Source organism: Sediminibacterium sp., from assembly GCF_051861365.1.
Lineage (GTDB): Bacteria > Bacteroidota > Bacteroidia > Chitinophagales > Chitinophagaceae > Sediminibacterium.
The window spans coordinates 1-18,568 of sequence record NZ_JBHYCW010000013.1; the positions used below are offsets into that span (position 1 = coordinate 1).

Consider the following 18,568-nt stretch of genomic DNA (forward strand, 5'->3'; position numbering starts at 1 on the left):
TCAATTCATTGGGTATTCCTGTGGAATTTGGGTTTGTGCCAGGCTGTGAAAGTGATGTGCAGGCTTTAAAAAAGCTCCCATTAGCAGTAGCTGCAGAAAGTCGAATTTATGGAGATTCAGCCTATACCGATTATCAGTTAGAGGAAGATATGAAAGAAGCTGATCTGGTCGAGCTAATGATTCAACGTAAAAGTAACTCGAAAAGACCAGATCAGCCATGGGTGAGATTTATCAAAGAACAAATGAGGAAAGGAATTGAAACAACTTTCAGTGAGATTAAGGCATTGTTTCTTAGAAAGATACATGCCGTAACCTTTAAAGGGTTTTTATTGAAATTGGTGATGTTTATTCTGGCTTTTACACTGAACAAACTCACGCCTTAACTAGCAACTTGAATTAATTAAAGGTAATCGTATGAAACTTACACAACTCAGTCTAATATTATTGTTACCATTGATTTTCTCTGCTTGTGGTAAATCTTCAAGTGAGTTACAAGATCAATGCTTTGAAGTAAAAATTTTGAATGAAATCTGTGGCACTGCTGTGGTACAAATACTGGATCCAAAGCTTTTTGAATACGGAGAAAATAGTTATCAACTAGATGGCGTTTCTTATGATCATGTTTTTACGACTAGATTTAGCTGTGCCGATATGTCAGAAATGTCTGCTACTGCTTCTTCATTAAAAGGCTTACAAATTAAGGTTAAAGCTACTGACAGACATGAAGATGATGCCTATTGTACCAGGTGTGCTGCTACAATAGCGAATGCACCACAAAAATTTGCGCTACTGAAAATAGCCTCAGATTGTAAATAGATCAATCACTTTGTTCCATGTGCAGTTTCTGGTGATGTGCGCCGGCAGCAATATGCAGCGCAAATCCGGCAATGGCAGTATCTTTTAAAAGATTTACAAATGCAATTGCCTTCATTTCTTTATCACCTGCGTTCAAATAGTTAGGCACATGTAACGTAAGAATAAACACGAAAAGAATAAAAGCAAGTAAATACGCCGATGTCTTCACCATTCTATTGGTAATAAATGAAATGGCTACCAAAATGAATGCGGCACCGGTAAGATATACCCACCATATTCCTCCAGGTAAAGAGGAAGGAATATAAACGACCAGATCCCTAGCATTTTGAAAATGATACAATCCGAAACTGATCATTACTACCGATAATAGATAGATCGCGATTTTAGATACGATGTGATAGTTTTTCATGGCCGGCTGTTTTGTTGTACTCAAAAATTACAAAACGAAATCGGTACTTGCAAGTAAACTTCCTTAAAATTCATGCTGCACCAGAGAAGTCCCCTCTGAAATCGTTACAGGATAAGCGCCCGGCAGTATACCAAACACCTCTAAATAAGCCTCTGAAGCCCTGTCGATGAAATCACTGACTCCCTCATTTTTAATCAAATTGAGGGTACAACCACCAAAACCTCCGCCCATCATTCTTGCGCCTAATACATCTTTATGTTTTGCAGCAAATTGCACCAGAAAATCTAACTCTGCACAACTTACCTGATACATCTCACTTAATCCCTTGTGTGTTTCAAACATTTTTTTTCCAAATGCCGTATAATTTTCGTTTGATAAATCAGTACAAGCTTCCTGTACCCTTTTAATCTCCTGAACAGCATACAAACAATGATGATAAACATCATTACTTAATCCTTTTAAGTGTTGTTCGATCATATCTTCTGTTGCATCTCTTAAACTCATTATTTCAGGAAATATTCTTTGAAGATGTGCTACTCCTGCCTCACAATCCAATCTGCGAAGATTATATTCCGAATCTGCCAAAGAATGTTTCACTTTTGTATTGAGTAGTAAGAGTTCATATTCTTTTGGTTGAAAATTGAAGTAAGTATAATCAAGTGAGCGACAATCTAACTGAATCACCTGATCCTGTTTGCCAAACATACTTGCAAACTGATCCATGATACCACATTTCACTCCAATAAACTCATTTTCGGCTTGCTGTGCCAATTTTACCATTTGCATTTTGGCAAGGCCTAATTCAAACAACTCATTCAATCCAAAGATGACTGCACATTCTACTGCTGCTGATGAAGACAAACCTGAACCAATCGGAATATCACCTCGCACTACGGCATTAAACCCACTCAATACATAACCTGACGCCTGTAAAGTCACAACTACGGATAATACATAATTCGCCCAGTGCACTTGTGTTTTTTGAAGACCAGACAATTCTATTTCAAAATGTTTCTGATAGTCTACTGAATACAAAGCGATTTTACCATCTATTCTCTTTCCGATAGATACATATACTGCATTGTCGATGGCAGCAGGTAATACAAAACCTCCGTTATAATCTGTATGTTCTCCAATCAGATTGATTCTTCCGGGTGACCGAACGATGAATTCCGGTTCCCCAAACTGCTCTCTGTAATAACGACCTGCATCCTGTATCAGTAAGTTCATGATTAGAGTTTTGTCTGATAATGTATTTCTGGAATCACAACTTCCCGGAATCCTTTTCGCAATAACCGATGTGCAAAATCTTGCTGTACATCATATTCGCCATGCACTAAAAATAAAGTGCGTATTTGTTTTGAATCCTGACAAGCCAGAAACTGACACAAATCATCATAATCGCCATGAGCACTCATGCTACGCATTTGTCCAACTTCCGCTTTCACCTCATACATTTCTCCGAAAATTTTTACTTGTTCAGCACCGTTCGCTAATCGACCCCCTAAAGAACGAGGCTCACAATATCCTACCAGTAGAATGGTATTTTTTTCGTCACTGATATTATTCATGATATGATGCTTCACCCTACCGGCATCTGCCATGCCACTGGCTGATATGATGACACAAGGTTGCGGTAACACATTCAGGTATTTACTTTCATCCACTGTTTTAATAAATTTCAACCCGGGAAAATCAAAAGGATCCTCATCCTTTTCCATCACTTTTCTGATGCGCTTATTAAAGTATTGAGGATAAGCTTTCAGCATTTCTGTTGCTTCTCTGCTCAATGGACTGTCTACATAAATCGGCACGTTGGGTAATCGATTTTCAAGATCCAATTGATTTAAAGCATAAAGCAATTCCTGTGTACGCCCAACACTAAATGCGGGAATGATCAGTTTACCTTTCTTTTGAATACAGGTTTTATCAATCCATTCATATAAAGTATCCGGAGTGCCATGTACTTCATCATGCAATTTATTTCCGTAAGTACTCTCAAGAATGATATAATCAGCCTGCGGAAAAACAGCAGGTGAACGAAGAATGGCATCATTGTATCTTCCTACATCTCCACTGAAAGTAAGTTGACGAGTAACTCCATTCTCTGAGATACGTAAATGAACAGCTGCACTTCCAATAATATGCCCCGCATCCGTAAACAGCAGTTCAACTCCTTTTGAGATATTGGTCCATTCATCGTAATTCACTTCAACAAAGAGGTCCAAAGCTTTTGCAGCATCATCCAGATCATACAAGGGTTCATAAGGCGGCAAGCCTTGTTTAGCTCTTCGTTTGTTGATGAATTTGGTATCATCTCTTTGAATAACAGCTGAATCTTCCAGTAAAATGGCACCTAACTCTTTGGTAGCAGGTGTTGCATAAATTTTGCCTTCAAATCCTTCTTTCACCAATTTAGGAATCAATCCGGAGTGATCGATATGTGCATGTGATAATACGAGCATATCAATTGACCGAGCATCAAAACCAAAATCTGCATTCAACAGATCCGTTTCTTTTCCCATGCCCTGAAACAATCCACAGTCTAAGAGAATTTTTGTACCATCATCTAAAGTTAGTAAGTGTTTAGATCCTGTTACTGTTCTTGCCGCTCCATGAAATGCTATTTTCATATGACTATTTTATAAGATTGCTTGTTTTGCTTTGAATGTCCATGTCACCCAAAACTCTGCTACCACTTCTTGTTGTTCATTGGTTCCGATTGAATGACAAATAACAGTTTGCCCTTCGCCGGTTTGTATTGTTTTTTCCACTGCTTCTTCAATCATTTGTCCATCCTTACAAATAAAACTGATAAATCCGGTTGCCTTTTTTGTAAAATGGCCTTCTACTTTTAATACCAGCATACTCACAGATGGCTTTCGCTGATAAATTTGTGCGAATCCCAAAATACCCGTACTCATTTCTGCAGCCATAGATTGCACCGCAAAATACATGGAACGAAAAGGGTTTTGAGAGAACCAGCTATAACGTACTCCAATCACAGATTGATTCTGATCGAAGGACCTGATTTTTAATCCGGAGAAAAAAGCAGATGGCAATCGTTGCAATAAAAAGAAACGAAACTTGAGCGGATTAGAAATCTGCTTTCGGAATGCGTTAAAAGATGAATTCATACAGCAAATACTTGTACTATAAATGTACCAAGAGCTGTTGGATTGACACCAAAAAGAATTTTAATTTCTCATTATAAAAGCAAAGATGCCAGCAGGTAGTCTGCGCAAAGAATCAAAATACAGCTTACCACTACTGCACTGGTACTAGCCCGACCTATTTCGAGAGCCCCACCCTTTACATTATAACCATAATAAGCTGAGATACTACTCACGATAAAAGCAAATGTGTAAGATTTATAGAGAGCAAAATTGATATTGTACAAATTCAAATTTTGTCTTAATCCGATATCAAAAATATCCGGTGCTAAAATACCGGTAAGATTACCGGCTGTTCTTCCGCCCCAAATACCCAATACTGCGGAAATAGTGATCAAACAAGGAATCACTAATAAAGAACCTAGTATCTTAGGCATTACGAGATAGCTTTTTGTATTGATACCCATGATCTCCAGAGCATCGATCTGTTCACTGATCCGCATATTTCCCAATTCACTGGCAATCTTACTACCCACTACACCCGCCAATACAATACTTACCACAGTAGGAGATAATTCCAGTATCATACTATCTCTAACAATTTGCGCAATGGTTGCCTGAGGTACCAATGGACTCACCAATTGATAAGCAGTTTGAACAGTTGTTACAGCACCTAGGAACAAAGAAATAATCACCACAATCGGCAAAGCACCCAATCCTATTTCCACACACTGATGCATAAACTCTTTCCAATACATGCGCCAATTCTCGGGCTTGGTAAACATGCCTTTTAACATGAGCAGGTAGGAACCTAAGTGGGTGAAGAATGACATGGTACGATTTTTTGCTTGCTGTGATTATGTCCATAGACCATGGTCCATGGACTATGGTCTATTTTTTTCTCTTCTTCAAACGCTTCCACCAACTGCTGCGTTGAACAACTTCGTTGGTGTCCATTCTGCATTTGAGTTGTGCATCAACCACAGCTACAAGCGCCATATTGATGATACTTCTAACTGTACTTCCCAATTGCAATACATGCACCGGCTTTTTCAATCCCAATAAAATGGGGCCGATAGCATCTGCGCCACCTACTTCTTTTAACAGATTGTACGCCACATTACCAGCAGTCAAATTAGGGAACATTAACACATTCACATCCTCATCTACTAGTTCACTGAATGGATAATTATCTCTCAATATTTCTTTGTTGAAAGCCATACTACCCTGCATTTCACCATCAACAATCAAAGATGGATTGCGTTGTTTTAAAATTCGGGTTGCATCTGCCACCAGTTTAGCTTCTCCTGAATCACTGCTGCCAAAATTGCTATAACTCAACATGGCAATGCGTGGTGTTAGATTGAAGTTGCGTACTTCTTTTGCAACCATCATCGTAATGTCTGCAAGCTCTTCTGCCGTTGGATTAAAATTCACGGTAGTATCAGCCAGGAATAAAGGTCCTTTTTTGGTTAACAACAGATACATACCCGCAATTTTCTTCACTCCTTCTTCGGTACCAATGATCTGTAATGCCGGACGAATGGCTTCTGCATAATTTTTAGTAAGTCCTGATAACATCGCATCCGCATCTCCTGTCTCCACCATCATACAACCAAAATGATTGCGATCCTTCATGATCTTAATGCTTTCATAATGGTTGAATCCTTTACGTTGTCTTTTCTTAAAGAATAGTTCACCGTAGAACTCTCGTTTAGACTCCATTTCATCACTACGTGGATCAATGATGGGTAAATCAGTAATATCAATATTGTGTTCTTCTGCAATTCGATTGATCTTAACAGGATCTCCCAATAAAATTGGATAAGCCACACCCTCATCATAAATGATACTGGCCGCTTTTAATATTTTTTGATTATCGGCTTCAGCAAATACCAATCGCTTAGGATCGCGACGGGCTTTGTTACCGATGACACGAATAAGTTGGTTATCTAAACCTAAGCGTCTGTTGAGTTCCAATACATACGCATCCCAATTATGGATCTTTTTCTGAGCTACACCACTTTCTACAGCAGCTTTAGCAACAGCAGGTGCTACAGTAGACAATAATCTTGGATCAAGCGGTTTGGGAATGATGTATTCCGGACCAAAAGACATATTGGTTTGGTTATAAGCCATATTCACAATATCCGGAACAGGGGTTTTCGCTAATTCAGCCAAAGCTTTTACTGCTGCCAGTTTCATCGCTTCATTGATCTGTTTAGCTCGTACATCTAAAGCACCTCTGAAGATATAAGGGAACCCTAATACATTATTGACCTGATTGGGATAATCGGTTCTTCCGGTTGCCATGATGATATCTTTACGAACCGCAATTGCGTCTTCGTAAGTAATTTCCGGATCAGGATTGGCCATTGCAAAAACAATAGGATTCTTCGCCATGCTTTTTACCATCTCTTGTGTAACCACATTACCTACACTCAAGCCTAAAAACACATCCGCATCTTTCATGGCTTTATCAAGGGTAATGTCAGATCGTTTTACCGCAAATTTTCTGCGTGTTACATCCAGATCTGTTCTTCCTTCATGGAGAACTCCATCTTTATCAAACAGAATAAAATTTTCATAACGTGCTCCTAATGCAACATAAAGTTGTGTACAAGCCATAGCAGCAGCACCGGCACCATTCACAACAAAACGAACTTTTTCAATTCTTTTTTTCTGCAATTCCAATGCATTCAACAATGCAGCCCCACTAATGATGGCTGTTCCGTGCTGATCATCATGCATTACGGGGATATTCATCTGTTGTTTGAGCTGTTGTTCAATGTAAAAACATTCCGGAGCCTTGATATCTTCTAAGTTGATACCTCCAAATGTGGGTTCAAGGGCTTTTACAATCTGAACGAACTTCTCCGGATCTTTTTCATTGATCTCAATATCAAATACATCGATGTCTGCAAATATTTTGAATAATACCCCCTTCCCTTCCATCACAGGCTTACTGGCTTCCGGACCAATATCACCCAATCCCAATACTGCTGTTCCATTACTAATTACCGCTACCAAATTTCCTTTTGCAGTATACTTATATACTTCTTCTACATTGTTATGAATCTCTTTGCAGGGCTCTGCCACACCCGGACTATACGCTAAGGAAAGGTCTCTTTGGGTTTTGGCTTCTTTAGTGGGAATTACTTCAATTTTACCGGGTCTGCCACTGGAATGATATTCTAGTGCCTGTTCTTTCCGCAGATCATTATTTTTAGCCATATTGTTTTTTTACGTTACCAGCAACAGATCCCTATTCAGCTGCTGTTGTGTCACTCACTTCAAGTTTCGGTTCGCTGGCCGGACTTGGGAGGAAATTGGGGTGCAAAATACAATATAAATAAAAAACAGAGGCTTATTTCATAAAGCCTATCCTGTTACGGTTTTGTAGTGCTTTATACTCAGCTTGTTCATCCAGAATGTTTTCAATGGCTTCATAGATTAACCCCAGTTGCTCTCCATGATTGGAAACTGATGTTCTGATTAGTTCTACCTCGGCAGCCAGTTCACTATACTGCATCATCATTTTACGAACCGCAATAAATGCCCGCATAATGGCTATGTTCATTTGAATAGCATGCTCAGAGCTTAGAACGCCACTAAGCATAGCAATACCTTGTTCGGTGAATGCAAATGGAGGGTATTTGCTATGCTTTCCCTTACCATTTTCTAAGGACGCAAATTGCGTCCTTAGAAAATGGTATTCTTGTTGGGTTAACTCAAACATGAAATCAGGAGGAAAACGATCGATATTACGTCTAACAGATTCTTTCAAGCGCTTTGTTTGTACTCCATACAATAATGCCAGATCAAAATCAAGCATGACTTTCTGTTCTCGTAGAGTATAGATTTTATGTTGGATATGTATAGCGTCCAAAATAAATTTTTTGCTAAACTACCAACACCTACTATACCCACCATCATTGGTTTTGTATTCACGTATTAATTCACGAAAAACAACTGTATTTACCGCAGATTTAAGTAACAGTCGCTCCCAACCAGGCCATATTGCCTATACCGATTTCTATGGCTCGCTCATCAATATCGAAAAGTGGGGTATGAACATTATGAACAATTCCCTTGGCTTCATTGCGCACACCCAATCTAAAAAAGCAACCCGGAATTACTTGTGTGTAATAACCAAAATCTTCAGCTCCCATTCTCATTTCTGTTTCCAGCACATTTTCTTTACCCATGAACATATCAGCCTGTTTCCAGGCTGTTTCTGTGAAAACAGGATCATTATCAACTGTAGGATATCCAATATCAATATGCAAATCAATTTCTCCTCCCATGGATTCCACCAAACCAATTGCATTTTTACGAATCAAATCATGCGCTTTAAAACGCCACTCTTCATCCATTGCCCTAAATGTTCCCATCAGTTTCACTTCACTTGGAATAACATTGGTGGTATGTCCACCCTGAATAGAGCAGATGGATAAGACAGATGGAGACAATGGATTTTTATTCCGTGATATGATCTGTTGCAAACTCACAATTAAATGTGATGCAATCAATACGGTATCAGCTGTTAAATTCGGAGAAGCGGCATGTCCGCCTTTACCTTTAATGGTGATATAGATCTCATCTGCACTCGCCATTACCCTACCCTTTCGAAAACTCAACTTGCCCGTGTCCAATCCCGGATGCACATGTAATCCAATGATACCTTGTGGTATTGGATTTTGTAAAGCACCATCACGTATCATATAGCTGGCGCCACCCGGATTTTTTTCTTCTCCCGGCTGGAACAACAGTTTTACAGTTCCTTCCCAGCTATCACGCAACTCATATAAAATTTTAGCTGCCCCCAATAAAATGGAGGTATGGACATCGTGACCACAAGCATGCATGACACCCGTCTTTTGTGAACGATAGGGTACGTCATTTTCTTCTTGTATCGGTAATGCATCCATATCCGCACGCAAGGCAATGACACGGCTATCAGGATTTTTACCACGAATAATGCCAAGCACCCCTGTTGTGGCCATTACTTCAAATTCAATTCCGATTTCCTGCAGTTTCGACTGTACAAATTTGGATGTCTCGAATTCCTGATAACTCAGTTCAGGGTTTGCATGCAGATACGAACGAATGGCTACGGTATCTGCTGCATATTTGGACGCTAAATTTTTTATCTGTTGTAATAACATAATCCTATTTATTGTGTCAGTTCCTCCTCTACAGCATTGTATTCAATCACATCCTCTACTACATACACACCTTGAGGATAGAACCTGCTCAATGTTTTCCGGAACTGTTCTGCATCTTCTTTTCTGATAAAATTTCCTATACGCACTTTGAATAAGGGCGATTGATAGGATGTATAGGTTTTATGATCGGGGAAACGACTTAATAATTCTGTTTTAATACTTAAAGCTCGGTCGCGGCTATTTGTGCTGATAACTTGTATGCGATACCCTTTATACTGCCCACTACTGGTCATCATAGCAGACCGCTTATTGATCTGTGCTTGTTTCGCAGTAAGCAAGTCCAAACGAGGATCTTTTCTTACAATGATAGAATCAGAAGCCTGCAGGAAATGCATACACCCTATTCCCATCAAAAACAAAACGATACGCATAGTGGATGTTTTCAGAAAGTTAGTGAAATTCTTTTGCAAAGATACAAAGGTCCGTCTGTTGGTAAGAAGTTCATGGTTCGTTTAACAAATCAATAGCCACCTTCAGCTTTTGCGCCTTGCAAAATAGCTACACTGGCACTACAGCCCAATCTGGTAGCTCCTGCATCGATCAATTGCTGTGCAAAAACATGATCTCGAATTCCTCCTGATGCCTTGATTTGTACCTGTTCCGGAAGATGTAAACGAAATAACTTCACCGCTTCAATTGTCGCCCCTTTTTCCGCATAACCGGTTGAGGTCTTAAGATAATCAATACCTGCAACACCATACAATTCGCAACACTTAATGATCTCATCATCAGTCAGCACACCACTTTCTATGATCACTTTGATGACTCTATTTTTGCTTTTTATTACCGGCATGATATGATTGATCTCATTTGCAAGATATACCCAGTCTCCATTTTTAATCGCCGAGATATTAATGACAAGATCTAATTCGTCTGCCCCATCTACCATCGCCAAAACAATCTCAGCAATTTTAGCTTCTACTGCAGCGTAACCAAAAGGAAAGCCGATCACAGTAGCTACTTTAACACCTGAGCCTTCCACTAATGATTTTGCTTTTTTTACAAAATTCGGTGGTACACATACAGCAGCAAATGCATATTGTTTTGCTTCAGCACAAAGTTTTTCAATATCCGAAATTAGTGTTGTAGGCTTAAGAATCGTATGATCGATGTATGTATTAATCTTTCTCATATGCTTTAAGAACTTGATAGTCTTTTAATAAACGGAAGATCGCAATGAATACCATAAAAGCTGATAATAGAAGCACACTCCAATACAAGATGATTTTGGTTTTGGTTCTTTCCAATGACCATTTTCCAATAACAATATCATATACAAGGACTTGACTACCAGTTCTCGTTATTCTCACTTTATCGTAATAAACATAGACAAATGGTTTTACACTCAATTCCTGTCTCAATTGATCACTTTCTTTTTTTGTAAGATCCTCAATATTAAATGTATGTATCTCCTCTTCCAGCTTGAATTTATATCCATAACGAGTAGTAATGCCTCCGAATTTGCCTGATTTCTTTTTTTTATAAGATCCGTAAGAAAAATCAGCGATACGACCAGTAATAAATGGAAAAGATGAAAGCGGTCGATTGCTTTGCTTTCGAAAAATTACCAACACTAATAAGAACATGATTCCAAAAAAAATAAACTCCAGTTTATATAATGTTGTCTGAAAAAATTCGGTTGCATAATCAAATATAAAAGAAAAACCTCCCGTATTTGGGAGGTTTTTCTTTATAGATCTTTTCCGTGACAGGCTTTGTACTTCTTGCCGCTTCCACAAGGACAAGGGTCATTACGTCCTATTTTGGGCCCTGCAACGATCGGCTGTTGTTTCACTGGTGTAGGATCATAATAATCGTTCTCTGTAGGTGGAGCATCAATATCTTCTTTGCTCGTACTCAGCTTACTAAGATCAGTTTTTTGTTGACGTCCTTCACGAACTTCTTCGCCATCATTCAAAGGAATGCCTGCATGACAAAGGAACTGAACGATATTTACGTTCACTTCACTATCCATTTTTTTGAAGATGTTATAGGCTTCCATTTTATAAATCACCAATGGATCTTTCTGCTCATAAGTAGCTGTTTGAACACTTTGTTTCAGATCATCCATCGCGCGTAAATGCTCTTTCCATGCATCATCAATCAATGCCAGTGTTACTGTTTTTTCCAAAGCATTTACCAATTCAGCACCACTACTGTTAAGCGTCTTTTCCATATTCGCCAGCACCTGCATACCTTTTCTTCCATCTGTAAATGGCACGATCACATTTTCAATATGATTACCTTGTTGTTGACGAATATTTTTGAACACCGGAATGGCCTGAGCCATAATATCCTGCTTTTTTCTATCGTAATTGTTAACGGCTTCGAGGTACAACTTTTCAGACAACTGCTGTTCAGATAATTTCGATAATTCTTCCGCAGAAATAGAAGGATCAATTCCAAAATTCACAATCACTGCTAATCTAAAGCCTTCATGATCATTTTGTTCTTTGAATGAATTCACGAGATCTTCTGCCACTGCATAAAAAGCATTATCCAGATCCAATGCAAGCCTATCTCCAAACAATGCATGACTTCTCTTCGTATAAACAACTGTTCTTTGTTTATTCATCACATCATCATACTCCAATAATCGCTTACGTATACCGAAGTTATTTTCTTCTACTTTTTTCTGAGCACGCTCAATGGATTTAGTGATCATGCTATGCTGTATCACTTCCCCCTCTTTATATCCGGCAAAATCCATGATCTTGGCGATACGATCACTTCCAAACATACGCATCAAATCATCTTCCAATGACACAAAAAATTGAGAAGAACCCGGATCACCCTGACGACCCGCACGACCTCTCAACTGTCTGTCTACACGACGAGACTCATGTCGCTCTGTACCCAAAATCGCCAAACCACCCGCTTCTTTTACACCAGGTCCCAACTTGATATCTGTACCACGACCCGCCATATTGGTGGCAATGGTAATAGCACCCGCCAAACCGGCTTCTGCTACTACTTGTGCTTCACGAGCGTGTTGTTTTGCGTTCAAGACATTGTGTGGGATTTGTTTTTGACGCAACATTCTGCTCAACAATTCACTCACTTCCACCGATGTAGTACCTACCAGTACCGGACGACCTGCATCGCGCAGTTTTACAACCTCATCGATTACTGCACCAAATTTTTCACGTTTAGTTTTGTATACCAGGTCTTGTTCGTCTTTTCTGATGGCCGTTACATTGGTTGGAATCGCTACCACATCCAACTTATAGATATCCCAGAATTCTGCTGCTTCTGTTTCAGCTGTACCGGTCATACCACCTAACTTATGGTACATCCTGAAATAATTCTGGAGTGTAACTGTTGCATAAGTTTGTGTGGCTGCTTCAATCTTTACATTTTCTTTTGCTTCAATGGCCTGATGTAAACCATCTGAATAACGACGTCCATCGAGGATACGACCTGTTTGTTCATCTACAATTTTCACAGCACCATCCATTACCACATACTCCACATCTTTATCAAATAGAGTATAAGCTTTTAACAATTGATGAACTGTATGAATACGATCCGCCTTTACAGAATAATCATTGATTACCTGTTCTTTCTGGTGAAGCTTTTCTTCTGCTGCAATACTTTCATTCTTGTCGATCGATGAAAGAGATACACTGATATCAGGAAGCACAAAGAATTGTGTGTCTTCACCAGCCTTGGTGATCAGTTGAATACCTTTATCTGTTAATTCAACTGAATTGTTTTTTTCATCGATATAGAAATACAGTTCCTCATCTGCTTTTGGCATTTCTCTTTGCTGGTCAGCTAGATAATAGTTTTCTGCTTTCTGTAATTTCACACGCATACCCGGCTCACTTAAGAATTTAATCAGGGCACTGTTTTTAGGCAAACCGCGGTGTGCACGAAACAAAGCCAGCCCACCATCTTTCGGATCATCATTTCCTTCTGCAATTTTCTTTTTGGCTTCATTCAGGAACTGGTTCACTGCTCTCTTTTGAGCTTCTACCAGTTTTTCAATTCTTGGCTTGAGTTCAAAAAACTGCTGTTCGCCGGTGTTGTGTCCGATCGGACCTGAAATGATCAATGGCGTACGTGCATCATCAATCAATACGGAATCGACCTCATCCACCATCGCAAAATGATGTTTACGTTGTACCATTTCCTGTGGAGAATGCACCATGTTATCACGCAAGTAATCAAAACCAAATTCATTATTGGTACCATAAGTGATATCTGCTAAATATGCATTACGTCTGGATTCGGTACTAGGCTCATGTTTATCAATACAATCTACTTTCAGACCCAACCATTCAAAGATGGGACCATTCCATTCACTATCACGACGAGCCAGGTAATCATTCACAGTTACAATGTGAACGCCCTCTCCCGCAAGTGCATTGAGATAAGCAGGTAAGGTAGACACCAATGTTTTACCCTCACCTGTAGCCATTTCAGCGATCTTTCCCTGATGTAATACACTACCCCCAATCAACTGAACATCATAATGCACCATGTTCCAAGTAACACTACCACCGGCTGCTATCCAGGTATTTTTGAAAATGCTTTTATCGCCTTCAATACGGATATGTTCTTTCTTTACACTCAGCTCTCTATCCAATGCAGTGGCCGTAGATACCATTTCCGGATTCTCTTTAAAACGTCTGGATGTTTCTTTGACTACCGCAAAAGCTTCCGGCTGAATCTGAGCTAAAATCTCTTCGATCTTTTTATCTCTTTCCTTTTTCAGTTTATCTACTTGCTGATAAATGATATCCCGATCATGGATTTCATTTTCAGGCAAGCTTTCAGCTTCTTGTTTTTTAGCTGCGATTTCCTGATCAATATCTGTTAGATAAGATTGAATACGCTGTTTGAACTCTTGTGTTTTGTTACGCAGTTCATCATTGGTCAACTGCTGGTATTGTTCGTAGAACTGATTTATTTTCTGGATGATGGGCATGATCTGCTGCACATCCTTCTCACTCTTACTACTTCCGAATAATTTTGAAAAAAGTTTCAACATATATAATGCGTCTGGTGTATTAGAAAAAAGTTAACAGTCAAAAACGGTGCGCAAAAAGTTTTTGAGTCAATTTGGCATTTTTAACTGAGGCCGCCAAAGGTAAAGAATTTGATCAGAGCATTTGCTCCGCTTATCAACTGGCGATCATTTATACAAATACTTAACGAATTGAAGATGATCCAACTACGTGTCGTATTGCTGATTACAGCGTTTTTTTCCGCCTTTATGGCACAGTCGCAAGTGAATGAACAGGATTCCCTTGCCCATCAACGCATCAAATTGGTACAAAATAATATGTATGTGCTTGGAGCTTGGGCAAGTGCCAATATCATCCAGGGAACCATCTCTGCCAGTAATACCCAAGGCAGTGAAAAAGCCTTTCACCAAATGAATGCTTACTGGAATACCGTCAATTTTGCGATTGCCGGGGTTGGTTTGTTGGGAATTAGAAAGCAGATGAAGAGAGCATATGGACTTGCTTCCAACCTGAAAGAACAGCAAAAACTGGAAAAAATACTTTTGCTGAACAGTGGACTGGATCTGGCTTATATAGCCAGTGGATTGTATCTTAAAGAGAAGGGCATTCGCCTGAATAATACGCGTAATGAAGGATTTGGCAACAGTCTGTTGCTTCAAGGCGCATTTTTACTGGTATTTGACCTGATTCAATATGGACAACACCGGAAAAACACCAAATGGCTGGAAAATAAGATGGACCATCTACAAATGGGCGTTTCGGCCAATGGATTGGGGCTTAGTTATCGTTTTTGAGGGATGTATGGAAACCGTGGGCAAAAAACCAAAGTTTTGATGGAATTTCAGGGTGATTCTGCTACTTTTGCAGCCAAATTGGAAAAGGGAGTTCAAGACATACTTGAACCCTTGTTTCTTGAAAATTGAAACTTTTTTACCCATGGCAGGTCAGTTAAAAGAAGTACGTAACAGGATCAAGAGTGTTCAGAGTACCCAGCAGATTACAAAAGCAATGAAAATGGTGAGTGCGGCAAAATTGCGTCGTGCACAGGATGCCATTACTCAGATGCGTCCATACGCTCAAAAATTGCAGGAAATGCTGAGTAATATTGTTAGCAACACAGAAGGTGATACCCATATTAAACTGGCAGAAGAAAGAGCGGTAGAAAAAGTATTATTGATTGTTATCACCAGCGATCGAGGACTTTGTGGCGGTTACAATGCCAACTTGATTAAACTGGCGAAGCAAACCATTGCGGATAAGTATGCAGCTCAACACCAAAAAGGAAATGTTGCGATCTGGAATATTGGTAAGAAAGGATATGAGAGCTTACAAAAAGCCGGTTATAAAGTAGACGCTACTTATAAAGATATTTTCCTGAATCTAAGTTTTGAATCTGTTCAAGCTGCTGCACAAGCTGCTATGAAAGCTTTTGAGAGTAAAGAATTTGATGCAGTTGAAATTATTTACAGCGAATTTAAAAACGCTGCTACACAACAGTATAAAGCTGAACAGTTCCTGCCAATTCCTAAAGTGACCAATAGCTCGTCTAGCAAGAAATCTGATTTTATTTTCGAGCCGGCAAAAGAAGAGCTGATCGCTGAACTGATGCCTAAAATCCTGAATACACAGCTATTTAAAGCCGTTCTTGATTGTAATGCCAGTGAACATGGTGCACGTATGACTGCGATGGATAAGGCGAGTGAAAATGCAAACGAATTGCTGAAATCACTGAAGATAAGCTATAACAGAGCCCGTCAGGCTGCTATTACCACTGAATTGACCGAGATTGTGAGTGGTGCAGCTGCTCTACAGGGATAGCAGATTCTAATTTGAAAATTTGAAAATGTGGTAATTTGAAAATGATTGTTATGTTTGATTGAACATGATAATCAAAATCATCACTATTTGATTTTCAAATTTTCATCCGCCGCGGCGGACAAATTTTCAAATGTAATATGGAAATAAGCCAGATCATACCACACATTGAAGTGTTGATTTTTGCCAGTGAGAAACCTCTCACTTCATTAGATATCGTTGAACTCATCAATAATACTTTTGGATTTCTGGAAGAGCGTGTAACGCTTGATCAGGTAGAAGCTGCCATTCAGGGCATCTGTGAAAAATACCAATCAGAGTTTTATCCATTTGAAGTACGTGAAAGTGGCGGCGGATGGCAATTCCTGACAAAAAAAGATTACCACAAGACCATTGCACAACTGAATGGTGATAAATTCCTCAAGCGCTTATCCAATGCTGCACTGGAAACACTCGCTATCATAGCTTATAAACAGCCCATCACCAAGGGAGAGATTGAATCCATCCGTGGTGTAAACAGTGATTATAGTATCCAAAAATTATTGGAAAAAGAACTGATCCTCATCAGTGGACGTAACGAACAAATGCCCGGGAAACCGCTGGTATACGCTACTTCTAAGAATTTTATGGACTATTTCGGCATCAACTCTCCGGAAGATCTGCCAAAGATCAAAGAAGTACTGGCAGAGCAAATCGTTGAGGGAACCGTTATTCGTCCGGAAGATTTTACCGATCAACCCGTAGCGGATGCCCTTACTGAAGAGACCAACCATGAAGAACCGGTTATTGACGGAGACACTTCTCTCTTAACCGTGAATGAAGATGGTGAATTGATCATTCAGGGAGAAGAAACAGAGGAAAACAACGAATCTTCTGATTCAGATCATGATTCTACTACCGACGAAGAAAACCCTTCCGACGAAAATCAACAATAAGATGGAACAGCGGTGACATGAATATCTGTGAGACAATTATCTTCGCAGTATGTCATCTTTTTTATCCAACGAGCAATTAAGAAATATTGCAACTGAGTTTGGTACACCTGTATACGTGTACAATGCCAATCGCATTACTGAACAATTCCAACAATTAAAGCAGGCTTTTAACAGTGATAAAGTCAGTTTTTTTTATGCTTGTAAAGCACTGACCAATGTTAGCATCCTTAAACATATCAAGTCTATTGGTTGTAAAGTAGACTGTAGCTCCATTAATGAAGCTAAACTGGCAGTACATGCCGGTTTTCCTTCTGGCGATATCTTATATACCAGTAACGGTATTGCTTTTGATGAAATCGAAGAAGCAGTTACACTGGGAATCAATATCAATATTGATAGTCTTTCCAATCTGGAAAAATTTGGAAAGAAATATGGCCATAGTTATCCGGTTGGTATTCGTTTACGCCCGAATATCATGGCGGGTGGTAACTTAAAAATTTCTACCGGACATGATACCAGCAAATTTGGTATCCCTATTGAGCAGTTGAATGACATCGTTCGCATCATGCAGCAATATCAAATTCATATTGCCGGATTGCATGTGCATACAGGAAGCGAGATTAAAGATGTAGCGGTATTCATGAAAGTGACCGATGTATTTTTTGAATTGGTTCCGCATTTTCCGGAATTGCAGTTTCTTGATTTAGGCGGAGGATTCAAAGTACCTTATCAGGATGGTGAAGAAGGCACCGATATCCAACTTTTGGCAAAAGAGATACTGGCTTTTGAACAAAAAATAGAGCAGACCTATCAACGCAGCTTTCAAGTTTGGTTTGAGCCCGGTAAATATTTGGTAAGTGAGGCTGGTTATTTGATCACCAGTGTAAATGTGTTGAAAGAAACCAGCGCTACCATTTTCGTTGGTGTGAACAGTGGGTTCAATCATTTGATCAGACCTATGTTCTATGAAGCTTATCATCGCATTCGAAACATAAGTAATGAAAAGGGTACTGAAAAGAACTATACCATTACGGGTAATATATGCGAAACAGACACTTTTGCATGGGAGCGTCCGATGAATGAAATTAGAGAAGGAGATATATTGGTATTCGATAATGCAGGTGCTTACGGGTTTGAAATGGCGAGTAATTTCAACTCACGTTATCGTCCGGCAGAAGTCATGGTAAAAGATGGTAAACCATACTTGATCCGAAAAAGAGAGGTTTTTGAGGATTTATTAAGGAATCTGGTGGAGCCATTCTAAAACAAAAGAGTAGTT

At 39.4% G+C, this 18,568-nt stretch carries 18 protein-coding genes; 6 read left to right on the forward strand and 12 right to left on the reverse strand.

Going from position 1 to position 18,568, the window contains the following annotated elements; translation table 11 throughout:
- Nucleotides 1-383: transposase (locus ACTIEV_RS07655; RefSeq protein WP_439516314.1), on the forward strand; the 383-nt coding region annotated here is incomplete at its 5' end.
- A 31-nt stretch (nt 384-414) separates the two neighbouring features.
- Entirely contained in the window at nt 415-816 is a 402-nt protein-coding gene (locus ACTIEV_RS07660) for a hypothetical protein (RefSeq protein WP_322194986.1), read from the forward strand.
- A gap of 1 nt (nt 817) precedes the next feature.
- On the opposite strand, the gene ACTIEV_RS07665 is transcribed toward ACTIEV_RS07660, so the two are convergent.
- The 12 genes from ACTIEV_RS07665 to secA form a co-directional block, all read right to left on the reverse strand.
- Nucleotides 818-1,225 carry a hypothetical protein gene (locus ACTIEV_RS07665; protein WP_322194988.1) on the reverse strand — a complete coding sequence of 136 codons (408 nt, stop codon included), beginning with the start codon at nt 1,223-1,225 and terminating at the stop codon, nt 818-820.
- 63 nt (nt 1,226-1,288) lie between these two features.
- Nucleotides 1,289-2,455 (reverse strand): galactokinase, encoded by a 1,167-nt coding sequence (galK, locus tag ACTIEV_RS07670; protein ID WP_322194990.1) that lies wholly within the window; start codon nt 2,453-2,455, stop codon nt 1,289-1,291.
- Between the two features lie 2 nt (nt 2,456-2,457).
- A complete protein-coding gene (locus tag ACTIEV_RS07675; protein WP_322194992.1) occupies nt 2,458-3,858 on the reverse strand; it encodes an MBL fold metallo-hydrolase in 1,401 nt (466 codons plus the stop codon).
- Nucleotides 3,859-3,867: 9 nt separating this feature from the next.
- Nucleotides 3,868-4,362, reverse strand: coding sequence for a thioesterase (locus ACTIEV_RS07680; RefSeq protein WP_322194994.1), 495 nt, complete (start codon nt 4,360-4,362; stop codon nt 3,868-3,870).
- Between the two features lie 71 nt (nt 4,363-4,433).
- Nucleotides 4,434-5,171: an MlaE family ABC transporter permease gene (locus ACTIEV_RS07685; protein ID WP_178887688.1), complete on the reverse strand. Its 738-nt coding sequence runs from the start codon at nt 5,169-5,171 to the stop codon at nt 4,434-4,436.
- Between the two features lie 58 nt (nt 5,172-5,229).
- Entirely contained in the window at nt 5,230-7,572 is a 2,343-nt protein-coding gene (locus ACTIEV_RS07690; protein WP_322194997.1) for an NADP-dependent malic enzyme, read from the reverse strand.
- 133 nt (nt 7,573-7,705) lie between these two features.
- Nucleotides 7,706-8,227, reverse strand: a complete 522-nt coding sequence (locus ACTIEV_RS07695; RefSeq protein ID WP_322194999.1) for an ORF6N domain-containing protein — start codon at nt 8,225-8,227, stop codon at nt 7,706-7,708.
- A gap of 100 nt (nt 8,228-8,327) precedes the next feature.
- Nucleotides 8,328-9,506 (reverse strand): M20 metallopeptidase family protein, encoded by a 1,179-nt coding sequence (locus ACTIEV_RS07700; protein ID WP_322195002.1) that lies wholly within the window; start codon nt 9,504-9,506, stop codon nt 8,328-8,330.
- A gap of 8 nt (nt 9,507-9,514) precedes the next feature.
- Nucleotides 9,515-9,937: an SPOR domain-containing protein gene (locus ACTIEV_RS07705; RefSeq protein ID WP_322195003.1), complete on the reverse strand. Its 423-nt coding sequence runs from the start codon at nt 9,935-9,937 to the stop codon at nt 9,515-9,517.
- 89 nt (nt 9,938-10,026) lie between these two features.
- A complete protein-coding gene (gene deoC / locus ACTIEV_RS07710; protein ID WP_322195005.1) occupies nt 10,027-10,698 on the reverse strand; it encodes a deoxyribose-phosphate aldolase in 672 nt (223 codons plus the stop codon).
- A complete protein-coding gene (locus ACTIEV_RS07715; RefSeq protein ID WP_322195007.1) occupies nt 10,685-11,152 on the reverse strand; it encodes a hypothetical protein in 468 nt (155 codons plus the stop codon). The genes deoC and ACTIEV_RS07715 overlap by 14 nt, the downstream gene beginning before the upstream one ends.
- Nucleotides 11,153-11,256: 104 nt before the next feature.
- Nucleotides 11,257-14,562, reverse strand: coding sequence for a preprotein translocase subunit SecA (gene secA, locus ACTIEV_RS07720; RefSeq protein WP_322195009.1), 3,306 nt, complete (start codon nt 14,560-14,562; stop codon nt 11,257-11,259).
- Nucleotides 14,563-14,736: 174 nt separating this feature from the next.
- On the opposite strand from secA, the gene ACTIEV_RS07725 reads away from it, so the two are divergent.
- The 4 genes from ACTIEV_RS07725 to lysA all read left to right on the forward strand — a co-directional run bounded on the left by ACTIEV_RS07725 (nt 14,737) and on the right by lysA (nt 18,553).
- Nucleotides 14,737-15,333: a DUF6992 family protein gene (locus ACTIEV_RS07725; RefSeq protein ID WP_322195011.1), complete on the forward strand. Its 597-nt coding sequence runs from the start codon at nt 14,737-14,739 to the stop codon at nt 15,331-15,333.
- Between the two features lie 118 nt (nt 15,334-15,451).
- The gene (atpG, locus tag ACTIEV_RS07730; RefSeq protein WP_322195013.1) at nt 15,452-16,357 is read left to right on the forward strand and encodes an ATP synthase F1 subunit gamma; all 906 of its coding nucleotides are present in this window, start codon (nt 15,452-15,454) and stop codon (nt 16,355-16,357) included.
- A gap of 137 nt (nt 16,358-16,494) precedes the next feature.
- Nucleotides 16,495-17,289 carry an SMC-Scp complex subunit ScpB gene (scpB, locus tag ACTIEV_RS07735; RefSeq protein WP_322195015.1) on the forward strand — a complete coding sequence of 265 codons (795 nt, stop codon included), beginning with the start codon at nt 16,495-16,497 and terminating at the stop codon, nt 17,287-17,289.
- Nucleotides 17,290-17,338: 49 nt separating this feature from the next.
- Complete coding sequence (gene lysA / locus ACTIEV_RS07740; RefSeq protein WP_322195018.1) at nt 17,339-18,553, forward strand: diaminopimelate decarboxylase; 1,215 nt, start codon at nt 17,339-17,341, stop codon at nt 18,551-18,553.
- Nucleotides 18,554-18,568 lie beyond the last annotated feature (15 nt).

Bases quoted from the DNA above. Each gene is read 5' to 3' on its own strand.
- ACTIEV_RS07660 (WP_322194986.1), top strand. From the start codon at position 415: ATGAAACTTACACAACTCAGTCTAATATTATTGTTACCATTGATTTTC.
- ACTIEV_RS07665 (WP_322194988.1), bottom strand. From the start codon at position 1,225: ATGAAAAACTATCACATCGTATCTAAAATCGCGATCTATCTATTATCG.
- galK (WP_322194990.1), bottom strand. From the start codon at position 2,455: ATGAACTTACTGATACAGGATGCAGGTCGTTATTACAGAGAGCAGTTT.
- ACTIEV_RS07675 (WP_322194992.1), bottom strand. From the start codon at position 3,858: ATGAAAATAGCATTTCATGGAGCGGCAAGAACAGTAACAGGATCTAAA.
- ACTIEV_RS07680 (WP_322194994.1), bottom strand. From the start codon at position 4,362: ATGAATTCATCTTTTAACGCATTCCGAAAGCAGATTTCTAATCCGCTC.
- ACTIEV_RS07685 (WP_178887688.1), bottom strand. From the start codon at position 5,171: ATGTCATTCTTCACCCACTTAGGTTCCTACCTGCTCATGTTAAAAGGC.
- ACTIEV_RS07690 (WP_322194997.1), bottom strand. From the start codon at position 7,572: ATGGCTAAAAATAATGATCTGCGGAAAGAACAGGCACTAGAATATCAT.
- ACTIEV_RS07700 (WP_322195002.1), bottom strand. From the start codon at position 9,506: ATGTTATTACAACAGATAAAAAATTTAGCGTCCAAATATGCAGCAGAT.
- ACTIEV_RS07705 (WP_322195003.1), bottom strand. From the start codon at position 9,937: ATGCGTATCGTTTTGTTTTTGATGGGAATAGGGTGTATGCATTTCCTG.
- deoC (WP_322195005.1), bottom strand. From the start codon at position 10,698: ATGAGAAAGATTAATACATACATCGATCATACGATTCTTAAGCCTACA.
- ACTIEV_RS07715 (WP_322195007.1), bottom strand. From the start codon at position 11,152: ATGTTCTTATTAGTGTTGGTAATTTTTCGAAAGCAAAGCAATCGACCG.
- secA (WP_322195009.1), bottom strand. From the start codon at position 14,562: ATGTTGAAACTTTTTTCAAAATTATTCGGAAGTAGTAAGAGTGAGAAG.
- ACTIEV_RS07725 (WP_322195011.1), top strand. From the start codon at position 14,737: ATGATCCAACTACGTGTCGTATTGCTGATTACAGCGTTTTTTTCCGCC.
- scpB (WP_322195015.1), top strand. From the start codon at position 16,495: ATGGAAATAAGCCAGATCATACCACACATTGAAGTGTTGATTTTTGCC.
- lysA (WP_322195018.1), top strand. From the start codon at position 17,339: ATGTCATCTTTTTTATCCAACGAGCAATTAAGAAATATTGCAACTGAG.